Raw genomic sequence first — 21,744 nt, forward strand, 5'->3', positions numbered from 1 at the left:
AGGCAATTTCCAGATATATGGGCGGGTCGATGCTGCCGATGTTCGTCACCGCCTTGACTGGTGATGAAATTGTCATGCACCTCATCACCTGTCAAGCCGGTGACGAAATTTGCGGGGTTCCGGGCCGATGTGGGAGCCCGGAGCCTGCGCTGTCAGGCGCAAACAGAAAGAGTGGGGTCCCATGAGAGCGACGCCGAGGGGAGGCGCTGCCGGCGGGTGGCTGCTTCTGGGGCATGCAGGAGCCGATCCGGGCACTGCCCGGTGTGGTGCACGCCCGAGTGGGCGCAGCGGTGACGACGACAAGCCCGAGCCCGCCTGTCGCGACCACGGAAAGCACGCGGAGCCGATCGAGATCACCTTCGATCCGGCGGTCACCGGCTTCCGCGCGATCCTGGAGTACTTCTTCCAGATCCACCCCCCGAGCACGAAGGGCCGGTAAGGCGACGACATCGGCCTCGGCCACCGCTCCGCCATCTTCTACGCCGATGACGAGCAGCTCCGCATCGCGCGGGACGCCATCGCGGCGCAGCGAGTCCTGAACGCCGGCGTGGCCGGGAGGGGTGACACCCTTCCCGGCCACGCATCCGGGCCCGGCGCACATGTGTTCCGCTGCGAACCGTCCGCCGGGCCAATGGCGGATGCGGATTTCAGAGGTGGTCGGCGTCGACCACGGCCTGGGCGAAGGTGGTGGGCGCTTCCTGCGGCAGGTTGTGGCCGATGTTCGCGATGGTGCGGTGTTCGTACGGGCCGGTGAAGTGGCCGCGGTAGGCGGAGCCGTCGCCGGCCGGGGTGAAGGGGTCGAGGGCCGCGTCGAGGGTGATGGTGGGAACGCCGATGTGAGGCTGGGCCGAGAGTTGCTTCTCGTAGCGGTCGTAGCGGTGTTCACCCTCGATGAGGCCGATGCGCCAGCGGTAGTTGTAGAGAACGACGGCGGCGTAGTCGGGGTTCTTGAAGGCCTGAGCGGTGCTCTCGAAGGTGGCGTCGTCGAAGTCCCAGTTGGGGGAGACGAGGGTCCACACATAACGGCACAACGCGATGCGCTCGTCGACGTTCTCCATGCCCTTCTTGCCGCGCTCGGTGGCGAAGTACCACTGGTACCACCAGTTGTGCTCGACGGCCGGGAGAGCGGGTTCCAGCTGCGCCTTGCGGTCGGTGATCAGGTAACCGCTGGTGGAGACAAGGGCCTTGACGCGCTCGGGCCACAGGGCGGAGATGATGTCGGCGGTGCGCGAGCCCCAGTCGAAGCCGGCGAGAACAGCCTTGTCGATCTTGAGAGCGTCCATCAGGGCGATGATGTCCAGCGCGATGGCGGACTGCTCCGCGGTTCGGGGGGTGTGCCGGGACAGGAAGCGGGTGCTGCCGTGGCCGCGCAGGTAGGGAACGATGACGCGGTACCCCTGATCGGCGAGGAGCGGGGCTACGTCGACGAAGCTGTGGATGTCGTAGGGCCAGCCGTGCAAGAGGAGGACGGCCGGGCCGTGGGCGGGACCGGCCTCGGCGTAGCCGATGTCCAGGACACCCGCCTTGACCTGCTTGATCGTGCCGAACTCGGTGTGGGTGCCCGGGGCGATGGCAGGCACAGTGGGAACGGAAGCGCGGCCCGACGTGCGAGCGGTGGTCGCGGCGGATGCGCTGGTCTGCAGGCCGGACAGGGAGACCGCGGCCGCGCCGGTGCCCAGGCCGACGGCCTTGCTGAAGGTACGCCTGTTGAACATGTGAAGCCCTCCGTCGTGCGTTTCCGGTGACCGGCCCGAGCCCGGGAACCCCCCGCTCGCTGTTCCTCTTCAGGGGCGGGGCCGGCGGCACACACTGTCGTCCCCGATGAACCTGGACGCATCAGTCATGTGACGGTCGGCGTCGTGCGGCGTCGGCCCTCACTCCTTAACGGTGACGCTTCTATGGAGGGTGCAGCCATAACTGTCATCTCTACGTGCCGATCACAGTATTAAGTGCTACATTAGTGTGACAGTTGAGTGACGCATCTGAAGGCGAATTGAACCGAAACACCGGAAGAGAGACAGCGCGTGATCACCTACGACCGGCTTTTCATCGGAGGCTCCTGGGTCGAGCCGAGCAACCCGGGACTGCTCGACATCGCCTCGCCGCACGACCGGTCGGTGGTCGGCCGTGCCGCGCAGGCGCGGCCGGTCGACATCGACCGCGCACTTGTCACGGCGCGGGCGTCCTTCGAGGCGGGCGAGTGGCGCCTGACCCTGCCGGCGGAGCGGATCGAGGTCCTGCGGCGGTTCAATGCACTGCGCGAGGAGAACGCGGAGAAGATCGCGCATCTGATCTCGCTGGAGAACGGTTCGGCCGGATGGTTCACCCGCGCCGGACAACCCGGCCTGACCCGGCAGGCGAACGCCTACCTGAAGGCGGCGGAGGAGTTCGGCTGGGAGGAGGTGCTCGTGCCCTCCGACCCGGCGTCCCCGGTGCGCAGCGTGGTGCGCCGCGAGGCGGTCGGCGTCGTGGCCGCGGTGATCCCGTGGAACTCGCCCTTCTCCTCGGCCACTTCGAAGATCATCCCGGCCCTGGTCGCCGGCAACTCGGTGGTCCTGAAGGTGTCCCCGGAGAACTCGCTGAGTATGGGCTTCCTGGCGGAGCTGCTGGAGCGGGTGGGCCTGCCCGAGGGTGTGATCAGCGTCCTGCCCGCGGACCGGGAGACCAGTGAGTACCTGGTGTCGCACAAGGAGGTCGACAAGATCGCATTCACCGGTTCGACTCGGGCGGGCCGCCGTATCGCGTCGATCGCGGGCGAGCAGCTCAAGCGGGTCAGCCTGGAGCTGGGCGGCAAGTCCGCCGCGCTCATCCTCCCCGACGCCGACATCGAGAAGGCCGTCGCCGGCGTGAAGTTCGGCTCCCTGCTCAACAATGGCGAGTCGTGCATCGCCCAGACCCGGATCCTGGCCCCGCGCATCCGGTACGAGGAGGTCGTGGCCGCGCTGAAGGAACTGGTGGAGTCGTTGAAGGTCGGCGACCCGGGCGACCCGGACACGTTCATCGGCCCGATGATCCGCCCCGACCAGCAGGAGCGGGTGCGCACCTACATCCGACTCGGCATCGAGGAGGGCGCCCGCCTGGTCACCGGGGGCCCACAGATCCCCGAGGGTCTGGAGAAGGGCAACTACGTCAGGCCCACCGTCTTCGCCGACGTCGACAACTCCATGCGGATCGCGCAGGAGGAGATCTTCGGCCCAGTCCTGGTGGTCATCCCTTACGACGACGAGGACGACGCCGTCCGCATCGCCAACGACTCCGAGTACGGCCTCTCCGGCGGCGTCTGGTCCTCCGACGAGGCCCACGCCCTGGACGTCGCCCGCCGCGTCCGCACCGGAACCGTCACCATCAACGGCGCCTCCGTAGCCTTTGACGGCCCGTTCGGCGGCTTCAAGGCCAGCGGCATCGGCCGCGAGTACGGCGCGGTCGGCCTCGGCACCTATACCGAGTACAAGACCATCACCGTCTGACCCCCCCGGCCGACCGACCTGGTCGAGCTCGACGCCGATGCGCCGCTGGGTGTCGCTGCCCAGGACGTTCGACGAGACCTACTACGCCAAGGTCGCCCGGTCCCTACTGCGGTTTGACTACGAAGGCAATTGGCCGGACCGCAGGATCGCCGATCCGCCCTCCATGCGTCACCACCTTGACAGGTGATGCATGGAGGGGCATGCTTCTAGTTGTCCAAGGCGACAATCAGGACGCCTTCCACGAGCGACGAAGTGGATCAGGTCATGAACAAGGAGCTCACCACAGACGCCGCCGCGGCCGTACGGCACGCGCGATACGGCAGGCTTCCCGAGCGCATCCGTTTCGAGGACATGGCCGAAGAAATCGATGTTGCGGACGGCAGGGTGAACGCGTCGTGCAACCCCGAAGGCTCGTGGCAGTTCTACTCCTGCCTCGCCCTGGATCTGGGGCTGTAGACATCCGGCGCAGCACGCCTACTTTCCCGGCGGCAAGGAGGAACTCCTGCTCCCCGTCGCCCAGTTCGAGGCCGACGGCCTCATCGGCCCGGCAGTCGACGCCGACCGGACCGCAGCGGCGATGATCGCCGCAATTCAGGGCGGCGTCCAGATGCTTCGGTCGACCGGTGACAGCACCCACCTCGAAGCGGCTGTCGACATTCTCATCGACCATCTCAAAGGCTCACACGTCGAAAGACGTTGAGGCCGTTCACCCGAAGGGCGCGCGACTGAACCGGCCCCGTAACTCACGCCGGGGTCGAGCTGCGACGGCAGTCGTGAGCGTCGCCAACGAGCGGACGTGACTCATCGGTTACGTGTTCCACCGGCGCGCTGAGTGCCGTTCGTCGGGTGTGAGGGCGATGGCTGACCGCGGTGTGCCGTCGGTCGAAGGGGCATCGGTCCGGCCTGGGGAAAGCCTCGCATCACCATCTTGACGGGTGACGAAGGAGGCTGTCATGATTACGTCACCTCCTTAACCGGTGATGCAAGTGGCCTGGTCGGCAGGCGTCCGAAGACCTTTTGGCTCAGATGGGGAGCACCAGTCATGGCAATCAGCTACACCGCCGTTGTCGACGTCGACGGAGAAGGCCGGAACGGCGGCCACGCGCGCTCCTCCGACGGTCTGCTGGAGACCGGCCTCGCGCTCCCCGAGGAGCTCGGCGGCGCGGGCACCGCGACCAACCCCGAGCAGCTCCTCGCCGCCGGCTGGGCCGCCTGCTTCCTGGGCGCCCTGCGCCGCGCTGCCACCACCCGCAAGATACGGCTCACCAGCACCACCATCACCGCCGAGATCACCCTCAACCACGGCGACGACGGCGAGTTCTCCCTCTCCGCGGTTCTCAACCCCGTTCTCGGCGGTGTCGACCAAGCCACCGCCGAGGAGCTCGCGAACGCCGCCCACCAGATCTGCCCGTACTCCAAGGCCATGCGCGACAACATCCCGGTCACCATCAACGCCGACGCCGCCGCCTGACCCATCCCTCCCCTGGACCGCGGGTCCCGTGTTCCCCTGCACGGGACCCGCCACCCCTCAGCCGTACCCACACCGCCGACCGAAGAGCGAGGGCAGGACATGGCCTCCATGACGCACACACACATACGGACCGCCCCGCAACCGCGTACGCGCTTCGGCAGTGTCTCCGGCGAGCGGTCGTCCCGAGACGTGGCGAGCGCCGAGGACCGTGACTGGCCGACGGACACGCAGGTGTCGAACTGGGCGGAGAGCGCGGCGCTGTCGGGGTACGGCCCCACGGCCTCGAGCTTCCTCTGAGGGGGCACGGCGACGCGAACGGACTGGTCCGGCACCGGATCGTGCTGGACCGGTCACTTTGCCAATTCCGCCCGGCGGCGCGTTCTCACGCCCAACCCGGCGTCCGCGGGACGAGCGCGGAGGTATCGATCCGAGCTGTCCGACTCGCCCGGCTGGACCAGGGTGTACCTGACGGAACGCTGTTGCTTGTGCCGCCTGATACGTCCCTTGGCGACCAGGGATCCGAGAGTCTTCCGTACCACCTGCGGCGTGGGGTTGCGCTCCGGGTGTTTCTCGACGAGTTCGTCTCGCAACTGCTCGGGCAGACGGGGCGCGTCCGCGAGATCCTCGTACTGCTCGCTCTTCACGATGCGCCGATGTGCCCGCGCAGAGAAGAAGTGCGGAATCTGAACCTTCACGCACATGCTGCCTGGTAAGTCCCGGGGGCAGGTGTCGGGTCGCCCCTCCCAGGTGAGGTCAGCGCGCCGTCACGACGGACGCGTCCTTCTTGCGTGCGCGGTACGCGGCAGCCTTGATCTTGTTGCCGCAGGAGTCCATGCCACACCACTGGCGCCGCATGCCCCGGGAGCGGTCGATGTAGACCCGGGTGCACTCGGGGTTGCCGCACTCCTTCATCAGGGGGACGTCCGGGCCGCTGAGCAGTTCCACGGCCTGCCGGGCGACGGTCGCCAGCGCCTGCTCGGGTGACGCGTCGGTGTGCCGTCCGGCCATGGTGAGCTGTGGAGTCACGGGGGTCTTGCGCGCGGCGGCGTTGACCACGGCGAGCGCTTCGCGATGGAACTCCTTGCCGAGCCGGCGGTCCGTGACGAGGTGGTAGATGGCCTCGCGCACCGTCGTCGCCTCCCGGACGTCGTCCTCCGTGCCAGGCGTGATCGCGTCCACCAGTCCCGACTCCAGGTACCAGGCATTCAGCCGCTCCGGCGTTACGAACATTTCGAACCGGGTCGAGCGCCGGGCACGGAGGGTGGCCGCGAAGTCGAGGGCCGGGTGCCCGCATACGAATACATGGTCAAGATTCACATCACCATTTTGACAGGTGACTCTCCTCGAACGCAAGAAGCGTCACCATTCCAGATGGTGATTCCGTGTGGCAGCGGCAGCGGCAGCGAGATCGAGATCGTACGGCACCTCGCACGGTCCGCGCCGGTCAGGACCGTAGACGGGCGCGGACCGCGAGCGGGCCTGCTTCAGGACCCGGAGCAGGTGAGTGCTGTCTCCTCTTCCCGTCAATCGCGTCCCGGTGCCAGACGGAGCTCGCGGCCCTGCCACCGGCGGCGCAGCCAGCGGTCGTGGCTCGCCACGACGATCGCGCCCGGGCCAGGGCCGAGTGCGGCCTCCAGTTCGTCGCACAGGGCAGGGGAGAGGTGGTTGGTGGGCTCGTCGAGCAGCAGCAGCTGGGGCGGACGGGCCATCAGGAGAGCCAGCGCCAGGCGTCGGCGCTGTCCCACGGACAGCTGCCCGACCGGTTTGTCCAGATCGGCCTCGTGCAGGAGACCGAGCGAACTCAGCGGCACCTTCTCGGCCCGCGCCGGGCCCAGCGACACGTCGTACGTGTCCCTGACCGTACGGTCAGACCGCTCGAACACGGTGTCCTGGGCGAGCAGTCCCACTGTCAGTCCCCGCCGCCGGCGCACCTCGCCCTCGGCCGGGAGACGTCCGGCGAGCACGGCGAGCAGCGTCGACTTGCCCGCCCCGTTACCGCCCGTGATCAGCAGCCGGTCCGTCGCCGACACCTCGAGACCGTCCAGCGCGAGCCGGCCGGGCACCCGCACGTAGCGCAGGGACACCAAAGGCCGCTGTTCCTCCTCGATGCGCGCGGCCGGCTCCGCGACCGCGAACCGCAGCGGGCGCGGCGGTTCGGCGACCTGTGTGCGTTCCAGTTCCTCCAGCCGCCGGGTGGCGTTGCGCACCCGGCGGGAGATCTGGCTCTGCACCCGGCCCGCCCGATGGCCGTAGCCCATCTTCTCGTTGTCGGTGCGGCCCCGGTCCGGCGCGACCCGGTGCGCGGTCACCCCCGTCGCGTGCCGCAACTTTGCCAGTTCCTCCTTCTCCTCGGCGTACCGCCGCTCCCAGCGCTCCCGCTCGGCGCGCTTCTCCGACAGGTAGGCGCTGTAGTTGCCGCCGTAACGGACCGGGCCGTCCGCCGCCGGGTCGAGGTCGATCAGGTCGGTGCAGACGGCGTCGAGGAACGCCCGATCGTGGCCGGCGGCGACCACGGTCCCGGGCAGGCCGCGGATCTGCTCCTCCAGGAAGGCGGCGGCGGCGTCGTCGAGGTGGTTGGTGGGCTCGTCGAGCAGGAGCGCCGACGGCCGCCGGACGAGCAGTGCGGCCAGGGCCAGCCGCCCGCGCTGTCCGCCGGACAGCGAGCCGAGCGTGCGGTCGTGCCCGAACGCGCCGAGACCCAGGCCGTCCAGCACCAGGGCCGCACGACGGTCTGCGTTCCAGGACTCCCGGTCCTGGGCCTGCTCAAGCCGCCTTCCGTAGGCGTCGAGGATGTCCTGGTGGCCGGGGTCGTCTTCGGGGACGCGGGCGAGTTCCTCGCCGAGCCGGTCCAGTTCGGCGAGGTCCTCGCGGGCCTCGCGCAGCGCCTCGTCCAGCACCGCGGCGATGGTCGAGTCGGCGTCGTACGGCATCTCCTGGTGGAGGAAGCCGAGGCCGCCGGGGCGGATGACGCTTCCCGCGTCGGGTTCGTCCACGCCGGCGAGTACGCGCAGCAGGGTGGACTTGCCGACGCCGTTCTCCCCGATCAGGCCGATGCGGTGGCCGGGGGAGGCGGTCAGGGAGATGCCGTCGAGGACGCGACGGCCGCCCATGTCGCGGACGAGGTCGTGGGCGAGCAGAGGGGGCTGAGGCATGGGGAACCGTCCGACGTGATCGGTGTTCGGCCCGCGGGGCGTACTGCCTCGGACGCGGGCCACTGCACACGCCGGAGGCTCACACCGCGGGGGCTCCGGTCTCCGTGAGCGTCCCGTCGGTCAGCCGCAGCCACCGGTTCACCCCGATCTCGGCGAGGAACCGTTCGTCGTGGCTGACCACCAGGAAGGCGCCCTGGTAGGAGTTGAGCGCGCTCTCCAGCTGGCCCACGCTGACCAGGTCGAGGTTGTTGGTCGGCTCGTCGAGCAGCAGCAGATGCGGGGCCGGTTCCGCGCACAGCACGCAGGCCAAGGTGGCGCGCAGGCGTTCGCCGCCGGAGAGCACCCCGGCGGGCAGGTGTGCGCGGGAGCCCCGGAAGAGGAAGCGGGCGAGCAGGTTCATCCGCTCCGCCTCGGGACGCTCGGGGGCGAACGCGGCGAAGTTCTCCGCCACGGTGCGATCCAGGTCCAGCAGGTCCAGGCGCTGCGAGAGGTAGGCGATCCGGCCGTCGTTGCGCTTGATCTCCCCGCCGTCCGGGGCGAGTTCGCCGGTGATCAGACGCATCAGGGTGGTCTTTCCAGCGCCGTTGGGACCGGTCAGCGCGATGCGCTCGGGGCCTCGGACGGTCAGGTCGACACCGCCCGCGGCGAACACGGCCTTGTCCCCGAGGCGGACCTGCATCCCCTCGCCGAGGAAGAGGTTGCGCCCGGCGGGCACCTGGGTGTCGGGCAGGTCCAGGGTGATGCGCTGCTCGTCGCGCAGCGCGCGTCCGGCCTCGTCGAGGCGGGCTTTGGCCTCGCCGACCCTGGATGCGTGCATCTGGCCGGCCCGGCCCGCGGACTCCTGCGCGCCACGCTTCATGTTGCCGGCGAAGATACGGGGCAGGCCGGCGTTCTTGAGGTTGCGGGCGGCGTTGCTCTGGCGGCGCTCGGCACGTTCGCGGGCCTGCTGCATCTCCCGCTTCTCGCGCTTGAGTTCCTGCTCGGCGTTGCGGACGTTCTTCTCGGCGACCTCCTGCTCGGCACGCACGGCCTCCTCGTACTCGGTGAAGTTGCCGCCGTAGAAACGCAGTTCGTCGCTGCCCAGCTCGGCGATGCGTTCCATGCGGTCGAGCAGCGCGCGGTCGTGGCTGACCAGCAGCAGGCAGCCGGTGAAGTCCTCCAGCACGTCGTAGAGCTGGTGCCGGGCCTGGAGGTCGAGGTTGTTGGTGGGCTCGTCGAGCAACAGCACGTCCGGGCGCCTGAGCAGCTGGGCGGCGAGACCGAGCGAGACGACCTGGCCGCCGCTGAGCGTGCTCAGGCTGCGGTCCAGGGTGAGGTCGGTGAGGCCCAGGCGGTCGAGCTGGGCGCGGGTGCGCTCCTCGATGTCCCAGTCGTCGCCGATGGTCGTGAAGTGCTCCTCGCTCACGTCCCCGGACTCGACGGCGTCCAGGGCCCGGATCACCGTGGCGACGCCGAGTACCTCGGCGACCGTGAGGTTCCCGGTCAGGGGGAGGCTCTGCGGGAGGTGGCCGAGCGTGCCGCCGATGGACACCGACCCGGTGGCGGGCTTCAGTTCGCCGGCGATCAGTTTGAGCAGGGTGCTCTTGCCGGAGCCGTTGGGGGCGACCAGGCCGGTACGGCCGGCGGGCATGGCGAAGGACAGGTCGTGGAAGACCGGGGTGTCGTCGAGCCAGGCGAAAGAGAGGTTCGAGCAGATGATGGCGGCGTCGGACATGGAGGCGACCTCAAGAGTGTGAGGGCAGAGACAGACTTCTGCCCTGGGCAGACGTGGCAAAAGGGGTACGACAAGACGGACCACATCGGCAGCGCTCCTGAGCGCCGGCCGGTGGTCGTCAGATCCGGATCTCATCCGGAGATGTCGTCTTCACCCACCACGTCTGTGACTCCTCGATACACGGCCTACGTCGCTCGCAGCCTAACAGCCGTACGTCCTGCGCGGTCGGGAGTATGTCGGACCGCGCTTCGACGGCGCCTACGGCGAGAGCCCCACCCTGGAGCAGGCGCGCCGTTCGGACGTCCGGACAGCCACTTGGCCGACTTGTAGAAGTACATGGGGGCCACGTAGAGGCGGAGCGGTCCGCCGTGCTCGTGGGTGATGGGCTTGTCCTGGATGTTCAGCGCCAGCAGGGGGCTTCGGGCGGTGCGCAGCAGGCGGAAGTCGCCCGAGGCGCGCCCGTTCGGCAAGTTCAACGCGGGCAACCACTCATGGACGTGACCATCAGGTGCCGTCGCCCGACCAGTTGGGCCAGCGGCCCGAGGTACAGACAGGCCGCGGTCGCAAGGCACAGCAGCATCAGATAGCCGGCGGCCCGGTGAATCAGGCGCTCGGCGGTGCTGAAGCGGCGGACACGTCCGGTCGGTTCAGGCCGCGTTGCCGTGCCGGTCGGCGTTGTCGAGCCAGCCGTCGACCGCATAACCGCGCTCCTCCCAGTGGCCGGGGGGCTCCTCCCTCCTGCCTTCCGCGCGGACCTGCGCAGGATCAACCGCTTCGCGGTGTACGACCAGCAGTGGCGCGGCTGGGGATGCGCACCGGACACGTCTGCCGGTCCTGGGCGGACCGGCACCACTTCCGGTGGCTGCGGGAGGAGCGTGAGGGCACCGTGACCGTGCCGGCGGCGGGCCGTCGGACCGTCGAATGACTTAACGCGTCCTTCCCGCAGCCCGGCCGGGGGTCGTCGGCGGTATGCGAGGCCGCGTGGGCCCGTGGGCGCGGACAGTCAAGTGACGGTTGTGGCGTCTGCGGTGCGCACCCAGAGTGGGACCAGGCCGAGAGTGCCGTCCGCTGTCGGTCACCTGAGTTCGATCCGATCGTGTCGTCATCACCTTGATGGGTGATGCGGCCCGGTCGGTCTTCGGTGAACCCGAGGCTGCCTCGGGTCGCATACCAAGGGCCACGGACACACCTGCGCGGACGTCGTCCGCGATGAACCTGTCGGCCCGGGCCACTGTCCTGCTCGTGTGACATGCACATGTGTCGCCGCTGCCAGGCGCACACCTACTTCTTGGATGGGTAACCAATGAGACGACTTCTCACTTTGCTTGCTGCCGGAGTGCCGCTGGCTGCGGCGGTGTACCTGCCGACCGCGTCGGCGGCGCCCGAGAACAGCACAGCATCCGCGCCGTTCAACTGCGCGACGCCGTCCTTGAAGGCCCCGGCCGGCACCGAGGTGGAATCCGTGACCGCGGTCCGCCAGGCGGGCGGCACCATCCACGGCACCGGGATCCTGGGTGGCACGGTCGACGACGTCCCGGCCTTCTGCCAGGTGACGGTCACCCTCACCCACCCGGGCGACAACGACCACGCCAAGGTGCAGACTTGGCTGCCGGTGAGCGGCTGGAACGGCCGCTTCCAGGCGATCGGGGGCAGTGCCTACGCCGCCGGGGACGGAGGCGTAGGTCTCGGCACCGCGGTCAAGAACGGCTACGCGGTGACCACCACGGACGCCGGCGTCGGTGACGTCGTCGACACCAGCTGGGCGCTGAGCAGCGAGGGTCAGGTCAACACCGCGCTGCTGAAGAACTTCGCCTCCCGCTCCCAGCACGAGGCGGCCGTCGTCGGCAAAGAGGTCGTCGGTGCGGTCTACAGCAAGCGGGCCGCCTATTCCTACTTCACCGGCTGCTCCACCGGCGGACGTCAGGGCTACATGGAGGCCCAGCGCTACCCCGACGACTATGACGGCATCCTCGCCGACGCGCCCGCCGTCAACTGGGACGAGTTCGAGGTTGCCACCCTGTGGCCGCAGGTGGTCATGAACAACGAGAAGACCTACCCCACCGGTTGTGAGTTCGACGCCTTCACCAACGCCGCCGTCAAGGCCTGCGACTCGCTCGACGGTGCCAAGGACGGCCTGGTCAACGACCTGGAGCGGTGCAACTTCGACCCCCGAAGCCTGATCGGCACCAAGGTCGTGTGCGAGGGCAAGGAGCTGACCATCACAGCGGCCGACGCGGCCGTGGTGAGCAAGATCTGGGACGGCCCGCGCACCGCCTCGGGCAAGAAGCTGTGGTCCGGCGTCCCGATCGGGGCCGACCTGAAGGGCCTGGCGGAGATCGAGGTGGACACCAACGGCACCGTCAAAGGCAAGCCTTTCCCGGTACCCGCCGTCTGGGTCCAGCTCTGGCTGAAGAAGGACCCGTCCTTCGACGTCTCGACGATCACCTACAGTCAGTTCACGCAGCTGTTCGAGCAGTCCCAGGCCGAGTACGACAAGGTCATCGGCACGGACGACCCCGATCTGTCCGCTTTCCGCGAGTCCGGCGGCAAGCTGCTGACCTGGCACGGCCTGGCCGACCAGTACATTCCCACCCAGGGCACCGTCGAGTACCGCAAGCAGGTCGAACAGGAGATGGGCGGCTCCGGGCGGGTCGACGACTTCTACCGTCTCTTTCTCGCTCCGGGCACCGACCACTGCGGTCTCAACGGCGCTGACGGCTCGGCCGACGGCCTCGGTGCCCTGAGGGCCTGGGTCGAGCACGGCAAGGCGCCCAGCACCCTGCCCGCCACCCTGATCAACGCCTCCCAGCAGAGTGTCACCCGTGACCTGTGCAGCTACCCGCAGGTGTCCCGCTACGACGGCTACGGCGACCCGGCCGTCGCCTCGAGCTTCCGGTGCGTCTCCCCGTCCCGGCACTGACTGGAATCATGAGTACGCACAGCCATGCCGGCCGGGCTCTCCCCGACAGATTGGAGAGCCCGGCCGGCATGGCGTTCAACGCGGTGCTGAGCACGTTTGCTGCCATCGCGGTCGGTATCGCCGTGGGTATCGGCGGCGCGGCCCCGAACTGGGCAAGCAGTGGCCGATGCTGATCGCGGGCGGACTGTCCTTCGTTGTCGGCATCTTCTACAACATCCAGGCCGCGGGCGACGATCCCTCTCTCGACGTCCTGTCCGTCTACGCCACAGGCGGCGGGGTGTTCTTCATCGTCCAGGCCGGCCTGCTGGGCTGGAAGGCCCGCCAGCCGCACACGCGGACCGCCCGACGGCCGTACCTCGCTGTTACGTCCCGGTTCGCGCCTTCACGGCGCGGGCCGGGACGTTTCTCGCGCGGGGTCGTCCATTCCGGAACTGAAGTGAGTGTCTGTCGTCAGCCGACGCGATAGCGCACCAGAAGGGACAGCACGCCGCGGATGATGCCAGAACCGATCCAGGCCAAGGAGTCCGCCGGGGCGACGAGTTCCAGTCCGGGGACGCGGCAGGACGATGATCGTCGCCAGACGGGCGAGCGGGGCACCCAGGCAGAAGTGGCGCCCACTTCGATGTCCTGCGCCGCGTAGCGGCTGTGTGCCGAGACCCTGTTCGTCGCCACTTTGGTTGGTGACGCAATGAGAAGCAAGCCATCTGCGCGTCTCTGCGGTGGCGGTCATTCGGTCCCTGGTCCCGGGCCGTCGAGTAGCTCCAGGAGGAAGGCTGCCCCAGTTCATACCGTCCATCTCTGCCTCGGCCGAGGTGATCCGGTAGGTCGCGTCGAGCCACTCCGTCAACGGCGCGACGGGCACCTCGAGCAGGGCCTCCACCTCCTGCGATTCGAGAAGCAGCCAGGACGAGGGTCGCTCCCCGGGCAGCGCCGGCCACATTCGTACGTCGCCGCAGCCGCTCATCGACGTCAAGCCGCTATGCAGGAGTTCGCGGCCGATGCGCCAGACGAGAGTCGGTCCTCGTTCCGCCAGGAACTCGACCGTGCCCTGGCGCCGAACGCGCCTGCAGGGGCGACTGATCGCGGTGCATGACAGGAGTTCCCCTCCGTGGGGCGAGGTCTGTGCTTGCAACTCTTCGCCGGCAACAGAACCCGCACATCAGTCACTTGACCGTCAAAGCACAGCCCTGACCCGTACGGCGATATGACGAAGAGGCCGACAGCTCACGCTGCCGGCCTCTCGTCGTGCGAGCCCTGCCGCACCGTTGGCCCCTGCGGATCAGGGGCCGGGAGCGCGTCACTTCGCGTGCAGGGGTCCCGCGAAGGACCTGCGCAGCGACGCGGGAGCGGCCAAGGGGAGGAGCACGGCGAGCATCTTGCCCTTGACCGTGCTCGGCTGCCGCGTCAGCTCGACGTCGACGCGGGTGCCGTCGCTCTCGGGGGTCATCCGGAAGACCCAGCCGCCGCCGGCTCCGAAGAGCTTGGAGTCGAGTGTGGTGACGGTGACCGTGTCGCCGGCCGGCTCCCACTCGTATCGTGCGCGCTCCCAGGCTGTGGCGGTCCCTTCAGTGACCTCGGCCCAGGTGTCACCGAGTTCGTGGACCTCGAAGTGCGCGGCGTCGATCGTGGGCCAGGCCTCGGCGCGTGAGGGGCCGAAGTCGGTCAGGACCTCCAGTACATCTTTCGGGTCGAGCTTGGAGACGAGATGGAACCGTACGACTGTCATGGGATGCCCTCATCAAGAAGTAACCGTTCTGACCGGTGACGAGAGATTCCCATGGTGTCGCGTCACCCGTCAAGACGGTTACCTGTCAAGGTGTTCAGCTGCGGGGTGAGTCGCGCAAGCCGGGCTCGGTCGAGAGCGGGATGAGCGACAGGCGCCTGACGGGTGAAAACCCAGGTCAGGCGCCCTTTCTTGTGGTATACGAGCAACAACTGTGCTGACCAGCGGAAACGGTGGTCTTCTGGGATCAGGTCAGTGGCGTGGACCGGGTGTGGTCCGGATCTTGGTCAATCGGCAGGTGTCACCGGCGGGCCGTGGAGCCACCGCCCTCGGCCGGCGTTGTTGCGAGGGGCGCGGTCACCGTGCTGCTGCTGCGGCTGCGCCCGACACCGGCCCGGCTGTCACGACATCCGAAGTCAAGGCCCCCGCGCACCGGTTGGGCTCCGGCCGGACGGGCGGCCGGAGTGGCGGCAGCCCCGGCCATGGCGTCCGCGCCCCGGGCCACGGTCGGGCTCAGCAACTGCTCCGGCTCCGCCGTGCGCACCTAAGCTCCCTGCCGAGCGACCCCGTGCTCGTCCCGCGTACGCCACGGTGACCGACTCCGACATCTCGATCCAACCGCTGACCGAGACCTACGTGCACGTCCAAGGCCGTTACGGCACCAGAGCTCTGGTCCCTCAATGACGTCCACCCGACGCAGGGTTCGTCAGACCACCCCGGCTCCCTCCCGCCGAGGCCGGATGGCCGCAGGTGGTGGCGCTCGGTCGACCATGCCGTGGCTCGCACGCGGCGCTCTCATAGGTGAGCGGGAGGCCCTTGACGAGTTCCGGGCTGCTGCAGCCGGGCCGCGAGCTTCCCGGGCAGGACGTCCCGGTTCGCCGCAGTGAGGTGGACGACCTCGATGTCGGCACGCCGCCTGAGGGCGTCGGTGAACGGATCGCGGTGCGTGTGGACCGTGGCAACGACGTCGACCTCAGCGACGAAGAGAGCATCGACCGCGTCCCGGAACGCGGTACACGCCAGTTCCATCCGCCCCAGCTCGTCGATGAGCACCAGGCGCCCTACCGACTCCGCCGTCGCCGTGGGCCGCAGCGTCGGCAGCGCCAGTCGTTGCATGACGCCCAGGTCGACGCCGTATTTCCCTACCCGCGGCGGACCGGGCAGGTCGACATGGGCGAGCACCTCACGTCGGCCTGTCAGGGTCTCCAGGGCGAAACCGACCCGGGCGCCGGATTGCCGGATCTCCTCGGTGGTGAAGCCGGTGACCGGGCGGGTCGGCAGCAGCGCGGCCAGCCGCCGGAGGGCGGTTGTCTTGCCCGCGCCAGGGCGGCCTTCGAGCAGGATCCTTGTCGGCACACCGCCATTTTCGCCCCGCCTCCCGAGCTGGGCCGGGTGGGCTCGGCCGAAGGAGGGGATTCGGGTGCGGACCGGTGCCGACGCCGTCGCTCGCGGGTAGGGCGACGCGCATGAGCGGAATTGAACTCAGCAGCACCGCGTTCGAGGACGGAACGGTGATCCCTCGTCGCCACAGCGGGGAGGGCGAGAACATCTCACCGCCCCTGACCTGGTCGGGGGTGCCCCAGGAGGCCACGGAGCTGGTGCTCCTGTGCGAGGACCCGGACGCGCCGGGGACGACCTTCCTGCACTGGCTGGTGACCGGCATCGATCCGGGAACCACCGGTGTGGCGGAGGGCCAGAAACCCCAGGGCGGACTGCCGTGGCCCAACGGATTCGGGCGCGTCGGCTGGGGAGGGCCGATGCCCCCGCCGGGGCACGGGCAGCACCGCTACTTCTTTTGCCTGTACGCCCTGGCCGAGCCGCTGTCGCTGCACGGCCACCCGGGCGCCGAGGACGTGCACCGTGCCTTGAAGGGCAGGGAGCTGGCCTCGGGCACCCTCGTCGGGACCTATCAGCGCTGAGCGTGTCATCGCCGGTGGCGTCACCGCGCATGTCGACGGCGGGCGATGCGCTACTGGATTTGCGGGTCAACGCCCGCGTGGTGGCGCGAAATACGGGTGCCCGGTGGCCCGCGACTGGGCGTGCACGTTCGGTGCCAGAACTTGAGATGTGGAAACGCCCGTCTGGTGTGTCGACGTCAGTCGAGGGGCCGCGGAGGTTGCTGCCTGTGATCGCTGTGTCTGCGTCGTCTCTCAGCGTTGGACAGCCGTCGGCGGGGTGGGGGTGCCGTTCAGGCAGTGGTCGAGGAGTGCGTGCATGCGCGGAATGGGGAGGGCCGGATTGGCCGCGGCGCCCTCGGCGGTGGCCGGGTCGGCGAGGAGGGCCTCCAGGGTCTCCGGTGTCAGGTTCGGGTTGGCGGCGGCTGCCTGGCGCATCGACACGTGGGGGTCCTCCAGCGGAGGGTCGGGCACGGTGGGATCGGCTGCGGCCATGGCCCGTACCTCGGGATCCGGATGGTCGATGAGGTGAGCCCAGCCGGTACGGGGGAGCGCGGGCAAGGTCAGCAGGTGCGGACGGTGGACCGGGCGGGTGACGAAGGCGTCCAGGAGGAGGTGCGGCGGAGCCAGCGGGTGGTGGCAGGCCAGCCGGATCCTCACCTCCTCGTCGTCGTCCTGGGCGAGCGCCACGACGAGTTCTGCCGACAGGCCCGGCCAACTCGCCGCAACCCGGCGCAGCCCTGGTGCCTCGGACACCGCACAGGTCTCGAACCTTCGCCAAGGAAGCTGGCGTCGACCAACTGGCCATCCGCGAGCCGCAGAGGCGGCGACGACCTGCAGGTAGGCGGCTTCGACCGGTCCGTGGTCGGCGTTTGCGGGCTCGGCGCCAATGTAGTGGCCGTGCTGATCGCGGTCGGCGGGGTCGTACTTGGTGACCTGATAGACGTAGGGCAGCACAGTCACTGCCTGTCGGAGGTCGACGGGGCTGCTGCTGGGATCTGGTGGCGTTCAAGGACGCGGTAGACGGTGGCGCGGCTGCCGGAGAAGAGCTCGGCGAGGTCGGCGATGGTGTGTTCGCCGGACTGGTGCTGCTGGACCAGGTGCGCCTGCTGGCGTGCGGTGAGTTTGGGCTGCTTCCCCTTGAGTTTGCCCTTGGACCGCGCCACCGCCACGCCTTCGCGGGTGCGTATGCGCAAGAGGTCGACCTCGAACTCGGCGAAGGTGGCCAGGTTGTTGAAGAACATCTTGCCCAACGGGTCGGCGGGGTCGTACAGTGTGCCGCCGAGCGAGAGCTTGACGCCGCGGGCGGTGAGGTCCTGCTTGTCCAGACTGCATCTCGAGTAGCCGACGCATTCACTCATGTCCGGCAGCGTACGGAAAGCCCCTGCTCAACGTACAGATCAGGGGACACCCCAAACGCAGCCCGGCGAGGTCGCACAGCATCTGGAGACGTTCGAGCGGCTCCGCAGCATGGCCGTCTATGACGCGGACGCGCGAGCACTGATCGTGAAGGCCATTGACGCCCTGGGCTGACCCGCAGAACAGGGGAGTGCACAGAACACCTCCCCCCACACACACACGGCCACGTGCGGCCGTTGGGGGGCTCCAAAATGCCTGGCAGGTCCGGGGCAGGTGCTGTCTAATGCGCGGATGGAGACCCCTCCCCATACTCAATCCGACCCTCCCGCCGACCCATGGCTCGGACGCCTCGCCGAACTGGGACACCCGGGGGCTCGCCGGATCGGCGCGGGAGTGGAGGGTGTCGTCTACGCGCTGGGCGATGGCCGGGTCGCCAAGGTGTGGACTGGTCGGCCACCGACCGAGCTCACCCGTCAGGTGTACACGGACATCGCAAGACACCACCCGCCCTTTGCGACTCCGGAGATTTTCGAGGTCCAGGAGCACGAGGGCGTTGTGGTGACGTACGAGCGTGAGCTTCCAGGCGTCCCGATGCGGGGAGACTCGGCGCACGAGGTATTCGAGCGCGAGTTGTCCGCCCGACACCGGAACGGGCTGCTCGCCGTCCTGCGTGGCCTCGCCTCGGTTCCGGGATCAGACGCAATGCGCCGGCTGACCGTTCAGGGCGACAACCGTCCGCTGTGGCAGGGGCATGACCGCTTCCCGGACGCGCTCGCGGCCCTGGTCAGCCGGGCTGTGGCCCGGCACGGCACCAGCCTGGCCATGCACGTGGCGGACTTCGAGGCAGGGGTGGAACGCACACTCAACGCGCTCGCGCAGCTCCCCGACGTCCCGGTGACCGCGATCCACGGCGATCTCGTCCCACCCAACATCCACGTAGACGCAGCCGGCCGGCCCGTCGCCGTACTCGACTTCGGCTTCTACACAACTGCGGGCGACCCGGCCTTCGAGGCCGCCGTCACCGCAGCCATCTGGGACATGTACGGCCCGTACGCCCAGGAACACACCGCGGAACTCACGCAACTCTTCGCGCAGGAACTCGGCTACGCTCCCGCCACCCTCACCGTCTACCAGGCCGCATACGCCCTCACCACCTACGACCTCTTCGGCATGGGTGACAATGACGGACACTTCCCGTGGTGCGCCGAACAGCTGCGCCGCAACAGCGTGTTCACCAGGGCGAACGTTTCCTGATGCGGCACCCGAGCCCAGTGCATCGGGAACACCGCGCCCGGGCATGCGAAGGGGATTCCCGCCCACGAGACCGTGATCCGTATCCCGGTACACCTGGGTACCCATGCTGAGGGAGGCGTGCGCTGCCGCCGAACGCCGAGCCGAGCTTCAACGATCTGTTCGAGGCCGCCGAGCGCTCCGCCGTACATCTGGAGATTCGCGACGTCTACGGCGTCGGAGATGACGCCGACGGCTTCCGTCGGTGGCAGGGGACCGGGCGCCGCGATGCCGACCCGGGGTCCGCGTACTGGGCGCCCTGGGTAGACCTGTCTCGCGGGCGACGGTGCGCGGTGTCGAGGTCCGCCGGGCGCGCGTCGTGTCGGAACCGGTGACGGACTACATCCGGTACGAGCGCGCGGGGACCAGCGTCAACGTTCGGCCGCCTGCGCGGTCTGCGAAAAACCGCCGGGCTCACGGTCGTTGAGCTGGCCCGGCCGGCGCCTGGGTGCCCACGTCCTGGGCCTCGTGGCGGGTGCGCACGTCCGGGGCCAAGCGGGCTGCCAGTGAGGACGAGGTCTGCAGGAGCAGGTCCTCGCGGCGCTCGATGACCTTGCCGATGTGGTAAGGCAGGCCGCAGTTGGCGTAGGAGACGTGCGGGCACCGTGCCGGGACGACGATCTCGGCGTTCTCGTCGAGCCGCCGCAGCCGGGTGGCTGCTGACATGCCACCTGCGACGCCACCGACCACGATGACCTTCAACTCGGTTGCTCCTGCCGGGAAAGGTGCCTTCGACTGTCCCGAAGGCTGCGGTGGAATAGGGAGCACCGTTCACAGCGGGCCTCGTCGGCGTCCTCTGCCGCCGGTGCTGCGGCGCTCAGTCCTCGGAGCCCGCGAGGGAGGTAAGGGCCGCGTCGAGGCGGCGGGTGGCTTCCTCGGCCACGGGGGCCATGGCGTCGAGGCCGGTGAGGGTGACCATCGTGCCGGGATCGACGGCCTGCACGACCACACGGTCGCCGTCGGCCCGGACGACCACGTTGCAGGGCAGCAGCAGCCCGATCGAGCGGTCGATTTCCAGGGCCTGGTGAGCCAGCGGCGGGTTGCAGGCGCCGAGGATCAGATAGGGCTCCATGTCGTGATCGAGCTTGGCCTTGAGGGTCGCCTGCACGTCGATCTCGGTCAGGACGCCGAAACCCTGATCGGCCAGGGCCCGGCGGACATCCTGCTGCACCTGATCGAACGGTGCTTTCACGGTCACGGTGCGGTCGTAGGTCATGGGAACTGCCTCCTTCACCTCTCGTCACGAGCGGCCCGGGCACCGGGTCGGGGCCCTGGCGCCATGACGGCTGCCATCCTGGAAATATACCCCCGGGGGTAATGGTGTTAGAGTCGATGACATACCCCAGGGGGTAATTTTCGTGCGGAAGGAGTATTGAGGTGTTCTTCGTTGACGTGATCGATCTGGAGGGTCTGGGCAACCGCAGCTACCTCGCCGGCGGCGAGTCGGCGGCGGTGGCGGTCGACCCGCCCCGGGACGTAGACCAGGTGCTGACCGCGGCCGCCCGGCGCGGAGTGCGCATCTCGTACGTGGTGGAAACCCACGTACACAACGACTACGTCACCGGCGGTCTGGAGCTGGCCCGGATCACGGGCGCCGTCTACCTGGTGCCGGCCGGTGCCAACGTCTCCTTCGTCCGGACCCCGGTCTCCGACGGTGACACGGTCGACGTCGATCCGGACGCCGGCCTGACCCTGGCCGCCGTCGCCACGCCCGGGCACACACCGCACCACACCGCCTACGTTCTGCAGGAGGCGGGCCGGCCCGTCGCCGCGTTCACCGGCGGCTCGCTTCTCATCGGTACGGTCGGCCGCCCCGATCTCGTCGAGCCGCGGCTGACCGAGCAGCTGGCCCGCGCCCAGTACGCCTCTGCGCACCGGCTCGCCGACGCTCTGCCCGACGACACGGCGGTCCTGCCCACTCACGGGTTCGGCAGCTTCTGCTCCTCGGCGCAGTCGGACGGCGACACCACGACGATCGGCAAGGAGAAGGCCGCCAACACGGCGCTGACCGTGGACGTGGACACGTTCGTCGCCGAGCTGCTCGCGGGCCTCGAGGACGTGCCCGCCTACTACGCGCACATGGGACCGGCCAACGCGGGCGGCCCCGACCCGGTCGACATGACCCCGCCCGCCGTTGCCGACCCGCAGGACATAGCCGCCCGGCTCGCGGCAGGGGAGTGGGTCGTGGACCTGCGCAGCCGGATCGCCTTCGCCGAGGGGCATGTGGCGGGCTCGTTCAACTTCGAGCTGGACGGCAAGCTCGCGACCTATCTGGCCTGGATGATCCCGTGGGGCAAGCCCGTCACCCTGCTTGCCGAGACTGCCGAGCAGCTGGCCGCAGCCCAGCGCGAGCTGGTCCGGGTCGGCATCGACCGGCCGGCCGCCGCCGCGACCGGCGGCCCCGCCACGTGGCTGCGCGACGGTGAGCGCCCGGCTTCGTTCCAGCGGGCCACGTTCGCGCAGCTCGCGGCCCAGGATCACGACGGGATCGTGGTCCTGGACGTACGCCGTGATTCCGAGCGGGCCGAGGGCTGGATAGCCGGCTCGGTCCACATCCCGATCCACCAGGTGCACCGCCGACTCGGCGAGGTCCCGGACGGCACGGTCTGGGTGCACTGCGCGGGCGGCATGCGCGCGGGCATCGCCGCCTCCCTGCTGGACGCCGCCGGACGACGCGTAGTGGCCGTGGACGACGGCTTCGACGCCGCCGCCGACGCCGGACTGACCGTCGTCACCGGCTGAGCCGTCCCTGA

At 69.1% G+C, this 21,744-nt stretch carries 20 protein-coding genes and 6 pseudogenes; 12 read left to right on the forward strand and 14 right to left on the reverse strand.

Going from position 1 to position 21,744, the window contains the following annotated elements:
* Positions 1–233: 233 nt before the first annotated feature.
* Positions 234–754 (forward strand): annotated as a pseudogene (locus EOT10_RS43065) (peptide-methionine (S)-S-oxide reductase).
* Here EOT10_RS43065 and EOT10_RS04875 read toward each other — a convergent pair.
* Positions 648–1,715: an alpha/beta fold hydrolase gene (locus EOT10_RS04875; protein WP_127826808.1), complete on the reverse strand. Its 1,068-nt coding sequence runs from the start codon at positions 1,713–1,715 to the stop codon at positions 648–650. The pseudogene EOT10_RS43065 and the gene EOT10_RS04875 sit on opposite strands and share 107 nt — an antisense overlap.
* A 309-nt stretch (positions 1,716–2,024) precedes the next feature.
* Between EOT10_RS04875 and EOT10_RS04880 the strand changes: the two genes are divergently transcribed.
* The 4 genes from EOT10_RS04880 to EOT10_RS04895 all read left to right on the forward strand — a co-directional run bounded on the left by EOT10_RS04880 (position 2,025) and on the right by EOT10_RS04895 (position 5,235).
* Positions 2,025–3,467, forward strand: a complete 1,443-nt coding sequence (locus EOT10_RS04880; RefSeq protein WP_127826809.1) for an aldehyde dehydrogenase — start codon at positions 2,025–2,027, stop codon at positions 3,465–3,467.
* A 264-nt stretch (positions 3,468–3,731) separates the two neighbouring features.
* Positions 3,732–3,923 carry a hypothetical protein gene (locus EOT10_RS04885; protein ID WP_127826810.1) on the forward strand — a complete coding sequence of 64 codons (192 nt, stop codon included), beginning with the start codon at positions 3,732–3,734 and terminating at the stop codon, positions 3,921–3,923.
* Positions 3,924–4,509: 586 nt separating this feature from the next.
* Positions 4,510–4,938 (forward strand): organic hydroperoxide resistance protein, encoded by a 429-nt coding sequence (locus tag EOT10_RS04890; RefSeq protein WP_127826811.1) that lies wholly within the window; start codon positions 4,510–4,512, stop codon positions 4,936–4,938.
* Positions 4,939–5,046: 108 nt separating this feature from the next.
* Positions 5,047–5,235 carry a hypothetical protein gene (locus EOT10_RS04895; RefSeq protein ID WP_223280804.1) on the forward strand — a complete coding sequence of 63 codons (189 nt, stop codon included), beginning with the start codon at positions 5,047–5,049 and terminating at the stop codon, positions 5,233–5,235.
* Between the two features lie 53 nt (positions 5,236–5,288).
* Here the strand turns inward: EOT10_RS04895 and EOT10_RS04900 are convergent, their stop codons facing one another.
* The 6 genes and pseudogenes from EOT10_RS04900 to EOT10_RS04920 all read right to left on the reverse strand — a co-directional run.
* On the reverse strand, positions 5,289–5,633 hold the full coding sequence (locus EOT10_RS04900) for a hypothetical protein (RefSeq protein WP_127826813.1): 345 nt from the start codon (positions 5,631–5,633) through the stop codon (positions 5,289–5,291).
* A 58-nt stretch (positions 5,634–5,691) separates the two neighbouring features.
* Positions 5,692–6,255 (reverse strand): CGNR zinc finger domain-containing protein, encoded by a 564-nt coding sequence (locus EOT10_RS04905; RefSeq protein ID WP_127826814.1) that lies wholly within the window; start codon positions 6,253–6,255, stop codon positions 5,692–5,694.
* A gap of 206 nt (positions 6,256–6,461) precedes the next feature.
* Positions 6,462–8,090 (reverse strand): ABC-F family ATP-binding cassette domain-containing protein, encoded by a 1,629-nt coding sequence (locus EOT10_RS04910; RefSeq protein WP_127826815.1) that lies wholly within the window; start codon positions 8,088–8,090, stop codon positions 6,462–6,464.
* 79 nt (positions 8,091–8,169) lie between these two features.
* Positions 8,170–9,804 (reverse strand): ribosomal protection-like ABC-F family protein, encoded by a 1,635-nt coding sequence (gene abc-f, locus EOT10_RS04915; RefSeq protein ID WP_127826816.1) that lies wholly within the window; start codon positions 9,802–9,804, stop codon positions 8,170–8,172.
* Positions 9,805–10,106: 302 nt separating this feature from the next.
* Positions 10,107–10,226, reverse strand: a pseudogene (locus tag EOT10_RS41150) (molybdopterin-dependent oxidoreductase); the annotation flags it as partial.
* Positions 10,227–10,268: 42 nt separating this feature from the next.
* A pseudogene (locus EOT10_RS04920) lies at positions 10,269–10,504 on the reverse strand (cytochrome b/b6 domain-containing protein); the annotation flags it as partial.
* A gap of 603 nt (positions 10,505–11,107) precedes the next feature.
* Between EOT10_RS04920 and EOT10_RS04930 the strand changes: the two are divergent.
* Positions 11,108–12,724 (forward strand): tannase/feruloyl esterase family alpha/beta hydrolase, encoded by a 1,617-nt coding sequence (locus EOT10_RS04930; RefSeq protein ID WP_127826817.1) that lies wholly within the window; start codon positions 11,108–11,110, stop codon positions 12,722–12,724.
* Positions 12,725–12,759: 35 nt separating this feature from the next.
* Positions 12,760–13,064, forward strand: a pseudogene (locus tag EOT10_RS04935) (DUF308 domain-containing protein); the annotation flags it as partial.
* A gap of 42 nt (positions 13,065–13,106) precedes the next feature.
* Here EOT10_RS04935 and EOT10_RS41775 read toward each other — a convergent pair.
* The 3 genes from EOT10_RS41775 to EOT10_RS04955 all read right to left on the reverse strand — a co-directional run bounded on the left by EOT10_RS41775 (position 13,107) and on the right by EOT10_RS04955 (position 15,803).
* Positions 13,107–13,856 carry an SsgA family sporulation/cell division regulator gene (locus EOT10_RS41775; protein ID WP_223280806.1) on the reverse strand — a complete coding sequence of 250 codons (750 nt, stop codon included), beginning with the start codon at positions 13,854–13,856 and terminating at the stop codon, positions 13,107–13,109.
* 165 nt (positions 13,857–14,021) lie between these two features.
* A complete protein-coding gene (locus EOT10_RS04950; RefSeq protein WP_127826818.1) occupies positions 14,022–14,450 on the reverse strand; it encodes an SRPBCC family protein in 429 nt (142 codons plus the stop codon).
* 792 nt (positions 14,451–15,242) lie between these two features.
* The gene (locus tag EOT10_RS04955; protein ID WP_127826819.1) at positions 15,243–15,803 is read right to left on the reverse strand and encodes a nucleoside-triphosphatase; all 561 of its coding nucleotides are present in this window, start codon (positions 15,801–15,803) and stop codon (positions 15,243–15,245) included.
* Between the two features lie 110 nt (positions 15,804–15,913).
* Here EOT10_RS04955 and EOT10_RS04960 point away from each other — a divergent pair, with 110 nt between their 5' ends.
* Entirely contained in the window at positions 15,914–16,366 is a 453-nt protein-coding gene (locus tag EOT10_RS04960; RefSeq protein WP_127826820.1) for a YbhB/YbcL family Raf kinase inhibitor-like protein, read from the forward strand.
* A gap of 231 nt (positions 16,367–16,597) precedes the next feature.
* Here the strand turns inward: EOT10_RS04960 and EOT10_RS04965 are convergent, their stop codons facing one another.
* Both EOT10_RS04965 and EOT10_RS04975 read right to left on the reverse strand, forming a co-directional pair.
* Entirely contained in the window at positions 16,598–17,098 is a 501-nt protein-coding gene (locus EOT10_RS04965; RefSeq protein ID WP_223280879.1) for a hypothetical protein, read from the reverse strand.
* A 203-nt stretch (positions 17,099–17,301) separates the two neighbouring features.
* The gene (locus EOT10_RS04975; protein ID WP_127826821.1) at positions 17,302–17,703 is read right to left on the reverse strand and encodes a recombinase family protein; all 402 of its coding nucleotides are present in this window, start codon (positions 17,701–17,703) and stop codon (positions 17,302–17,304) included.
* 55 nt (positions 17,704–17,758) lie between these two features.
* Here EOT10_RS04975 and EOT10_RS41785 point away from each other — a divergent pair.
* The 3 genes and pseudogenes from EOT10_RS41785 to EOT10_RS41790 form a co-directional block, all read left to right on the forward strand.
* Positions 17,759–17,875, forward strand: a pseudogene (locus EOT10_RS41785) (transcriptional regulator); the annotation flags it as partial.
* Between the two features lie 117 nt (positions 17,876–17,992).
* Positions 17,993–18,955: an aminoglycoside phosphotransferase family protein gene (locus tag EOT10_RS04985; protein WP_127826822.1), complete on the forward strand. Its 963-nt coding sequence runs from the start codon at positions 17,993–17,995 to the stop codon at positions 18,953–18,955.
* 122 nt (positions 18,956–19,077) lie between these two features.
* Positions 19,078–19,370, forward strand: a pseudogene (locus EOT10_RS41790) (DUF6879 family protein); the annotation flags it as partial.
* Positions 19,371–19,405: 35 nt separating this feature from the next.
* Here EOT10_RS41790 and EOT10_RS04995 read toward each other — a convergent pair.
* Together EOT10_RS04995 and EOT10_RS05000 are read right to left on the reverse strand one after the other, a co-directional pair.
* Positions 19,406–19,657, reverse strand: coding sequence for an NAD(P)/FAD-dependent oxidoreductase (locus EOT10_RS04995; protein ID WP_223280807.1), 252 nt, complete (start codon positions 19,655–19,657; stop codon positions 19,406–19,408).
* A gap of 151 nt (positions 19,658–19,808) precedes the next feature.
* Positions 19,809–20,207 carry a DUF302 domain-containing protein gene (locus EOT10_RS05000; RefSeq protein WP_127826823.1) on the reverse strand — a complete coding sequence of 133 codons (399 nt, stop codon included), beginning with the start codon at positions 20,205–20,207 and terminating at the stop codon, positions 19,809–19,811.
* Positions 20,208–20,368: 161 nt separating this feature from the next.
* On the opposite strand from EOT10_RS05000, the gene EOT10_RS05005 reads away from it, so the two are divergent.
* Entirely contained in the window at positions 20,369–21,733 is a 1,365-nt protein-coding gene (locus EOT10_RS05005; RefSeq protein WP_127826824.1) for an MBL fold metallo-hydrolase, read from the forward strand.
* The last annotated feature ends 11 nt before the right edge of the window (positions 21,734–21,744 follow it).

The sequence above is a fragment of the Streptomyces antnestii genome (assembly GCF_004005495.1).
Lineage (GTDB): Bacteria > Actinomycetota > Actinomycetes > Streptomycetales > Streptomycetaceae > Streptomyces > Streptomyces antnestii.

Bases quoted from the DNA above. Each gene is read 5' to 3' on its own strand.
- EOT10_RS04875 (WP_127826808.1), bottom strand. From the start codon at position 1,715: ATGTTCAACAGGCGTACCTTCAGCAAGGCCGTCGGCCTGGGCACCGGC.
- EOT10_RS04885 (WP_127826810.1), top strand. From the start codon at position 3,732: ATGAACAAGGAGCTCACCACAGACGCCGCCGCGGCCGTACGGCACGCG.
- EOT10_RS04890 (WP_127826811.1), top strand. From the start codon at position 4,510: ATGGCAATCAGCTACACCGCCGTTGTCGACGTCGACGGAGAAGGCCGG.
- EOT10_RS04895 (WP_223280804.1), top strand. From the start codon at position 5,047: ATGACGCACACACACATACGGACCGCCCCGCAACCGCGTACGCGCTTC.
- EOT10_RS04910 (WP_127826815.1), bottom strand. From the start codon at position 8,090: ATGCCTCAGCCCCCTCTGCTCGCCCACGACCTCGTCCGCGACATGGGC.
- abc-f (WP_127826816.1), bottom strand. From the start codon at position 9,804: ATGTCCGACGCCGCCATCATCTGCTCGAACCTCTCTTTCGCCTGGCTC.
- EOT10_RS04930 (WP_127826817.1), top strand. From the start codon at position 11,108: ATGAGACGACTTCTCACTTTGCTTGCTGCCGGAGTGCCGCTGGCTGCG.
- EOT10_RS04950 (WP_127826818.1), bottom strand. From the start codon at position 14,450: ATGACAGTCGTACGGTTCCATCTCGTCTCCAAGCTCGACCCGAAAGAT.
- EOT10_RS04960 (WP_127826820.1), top strand. From the start codon at position 15,914: ATGAGCGGAATTGAACTCAGCAGCACCGCGTTCGAGGACGGAACGGTG.
- EOT10_RS04975 (WP_127826821.1), bottom strand. From the start codon at position 17,703: ATGAGTGAATGCGTCGGCTACTCGAGATGCAGTCTGGACAAGCAGGAC.
- EOT10_RS04985 (WP_127826822.1), top strand. From the start codon at position 17,993: ATGGAGACCCCTCCCCATACTCAATCCGACCCTCCCGCCGACCCATGG.
- EOT10_RS04995 (WP_223280807.1), bottom strand. From the start codon at position 19,657: ATGTCAGCAGCCACCCGGCTGCGGCGGCTCGACGAGAACGCCGAGATC.
- EOT10_RS05000 (WP_127826823.1), bottom strand. From the start codon at position 20,207: ATGACCTACGACCGCACCGTGACCGTGAAAGCACCGTTCGATCAGGTG.